This window comes from Nocardiopsis sp. TNDT3 (assembly GCF_003427465.1).
Taxonomy (GTDB): domain Bacteria; phylum Actinomycetota; class Actinomycetes; order Streptosporangiales; family Streptosporangiaceae; genus Nocardiopsis; species Nocardiopsis dassonvillei.
Genome location: NZ_QPFC01000145.1, coordinates 1 through 2,528, shown reverse-complemented (window position 1 = coordinate 2,528; position 2,528 = coordinate 1). Strand labels below are relative to the sequence as shown.

General features: G+C 74.9%; 2 protein-coding genes and 1 pseudogene. 2 read left to right on the top strand and 1 reads right to left on the bottom strand.

What is annotated here, in order from left to right; all coding sequences use genetic code 11:
- A pseudogene (locus DQW06_RS29125) lies at positions 1–583 on the bottom strand (helicase); the annotation flags it as partial.
- A 164-nt stretch (positions 584–747) separates the two neighbouring features.
- Between DQW06_RS29125 and DQW06_RS04105 the strand changes: the two are divergent.
- Positions 748–1,533 carry a hypothetical protein gene (locus DQW06_RS04105; RefSeq protein ID WP_041552895.1) on the top strand — a complete coding sequence of 262 codons (786 nt, stop codon included), beginning with the start codon at positions 748–750 and terminating at the stop codon, positions 1,531–1,533.
- A gap of 569 nt (positions 1,534–2,102) precedes the next feature.
- Complete coding sequence (locus tag DQW06_RS04100; protein WP_071622812.1) at positions 2,103–2,486, top strand: cold-shock protein; 384 nt, start codon at positions 2,103–2,105, stop codon at positions 2,484–2,486.
- Positions 2,487–2,528: the final 42 nt, after the last annotated feature.

Here is a 2,528-nt window from a genome sequence, read left to right as displayed (position 1 = left end):
GGGGGAGCAGGTCGCGCAGCACCTGGACGGGGCGCAGCCGCCCCCGGTCGGGCCAGACCAGGGCCAGGCGCAGCAGGGTGTCCAGGGCCTCGCCGACCGGCCCGCCCACCGTGCCGTGCGCCGGTGCGCCGGTCCGCGCGTCGGACGCCCCCGCGGCCGGTCCGCCGACCGCGGCGCCGCCCGGGGGGCCGCCCGGGGGGCCCGCCGTTGCGTCCGCCCGGTCGGCCGCGCGGCCGACCACCGGTCCGAGCGCGTCGGCCAGTTCGGCGGCGGACACCCCCACCGGCTCGGACAACCGGTCGTCACCGAGCGCGACCACCGACTCCAGCACCTGGAGCGTGAACCGGTCCAGCCGCTCCAGGACCCGCAGAACGGTGTTGCGGGTGGTGGCCCGTGAGGCGAGCGCGCCGATGTCGGCGGGGACGGGCCGGGCCAGGTCCGGGCGGGCCCGCAGCAGGGCGACGAGTGCGTCGTCCGACCGGCCGCGCAGCCAGGAGGTGAACGTGGGGGGACGGCCCGACGCGGGGGCCGTGCGGTTCCCCGTGCCCGGTCCGCGCCCGTCGGGCGGTGCGTTGTCGCTCATCGGTTCAACGCTAAGCGATCGGGGCCCCGGTGTTCGCGTCCGTCCCCTGTGGCTTCCGCGACTGCCTCCGGCACACCGTCGTGGACCGTATCCGAAGGAAAATCGGTGACCGAAACTGGGAAGTAGGGCTTAAAAGCCAGGTCATCCTGAGCCAATATGGGGGCATGAACCAGCGCTCGGAACAACTGGTACTGGATTATCTGTCCGAGGTCGGCCTGGAGCTGCACGGTCGCATGACCGCGCAGGAACGCACCGCCTACCTCGCCGGAGTGCGCTCGCGCATCGACGCGCGCCGCGCCGCCGCGGGACACGACGTGGACACCGTCCGGGGGATCCTCAGGGGTCTGGGCACGCCCCGGGACCTGGTGGAACGCGACCTCGACGGCCGCGACCTCGACGTCGAGGACGACGAGCTGATCCCCTCCAGGCCGCGCCACGCCGACCGGCCGCCGCCGCCCTGGCGGGGCGGCCCCGACCGCGGGATCAGGTCCCTGCTGGAGGGGCCCCGCCAGACGGAGATGCGCGTCCGGGGCCGCCGCGCGGACCGCGGCGACCGGCCCGGACGGGGTGACCGGCCCGACCGAGGCGGCCCGGTGGCGGTGCTGCGCCGCCACCCGCCCGAGGCCGCGGCCCTGCTCCTGCTGCTGCTGGCCGTGCCCTGGTGGTGGGACCTGGCCTTCCTGTGGGTCCTGGGGGCGGCCCTGATCCTGCTCAGCCAGGTGTGGCCCGCCCGCGACAAGTGGATCGGCGTGGGCCTGCCCCTGCTCTCCTGCGCGCTCGGCATGGCCCTGTGGAGCGGCGAGGCCGAGTTCGTCGACGAGTACGTCCAGGAGTCCCTGACCGCCACCGGGGTCATCGGCCTCGGCGCGGCCTCCCTGGTGTGCGCGGTCTACCTCTACGCCCGGCTCCCGCGCCCGGCGCCGTACGCGCGGGACGCGGCACCGCGCTGAGGGCGTGCGCGCGGCCGTGCGCCGTGGCGGGGCACGTGCGGTGTCCTCCCAGTTCAACGGCCTGGTCCCGCTGGTCATTGCTTGGCAAACGCTGGGGAATAACCTTTTCCGGTCGGCCCGTTACCGCGCGTCCGAACACACGGATTCGGGTAGTCATGTCGGTACACCGCCTCTTTCGCTTCAGGCGGTCGCGTCAGTACCGGCGCCCCGGCCTCCAGCCCGGTCGCCACAGCAGCCGAGGCGGCCCACGTCTCCGCCGAGTCCCGTCCCACACTCCGCACCCAGCGGTGCGGGGCCGCAGTCGGCGCCGCGAGGCCCGGATGATCCGCATCCGGGCCTCCTCGCCGTGTCCGGGCCCGTGGCTCCTCCGGAAGGCCCCGCCCGGCCGGACGCGAGCGGGGACCGGCGGCCGTTTATGCCCTCGCGCCGGTGAGTCCCCGGGCACTACTTTGGAGGCACCCGTGGAAAAACCAGGGGTGTCCCGGCGACGCGCGGGCCGCGCGGACTCCACCGCGCCCGCCCGCGGCCCGTTCCCGGCACACCCGCCAGTGAAAGCGTGAGGTCCCCAGGTGCCCACCGGCAAGGTCAAGTGGTACGACGGCGACAAGGGTTTCGGTTTCCTCACCCGCGACGACGGCGGTGAGGTCTTCGTGCACTCCTCCTCGCTCCCTCCGGGCACCACGTCGCTGCGGCCCGGCCAGAAGGTCGAGTTCGGCGTGGCCGAGGGCCGCAAGGGCGCCCAGGCGCTCCAGGTCAGGCTCCTGGAGGACCAGCACTCGGTCGCCCGGGCGCGGCGCAAGAAGCCGGACGAGATGGTGGTGATCACCGAGGACCTCATCAAGCTCCTGGAGGGCCTGTCCAACGGCTACCGCCGGGGACGCCACCCCGAACGGCGCGAGGCGTCCAGGATCGCCTCCGTGCTGCGCGTGGTCGCCGACGACCTGGAGGCCTGAGCGGTCCGCGCGCCCCCGGGCGGGAGGGCCGGGCGCCCGGCC

Excerpts from the sequence above, each read along its gene's own strand:
- DQW06_RS04105 (WP_041552895.1), top strand. The coding sequence starts at position 748 with ATGAACCAGCGCTCGGAACAACTGGTACTGGATTATCTGTCCGAGGTC.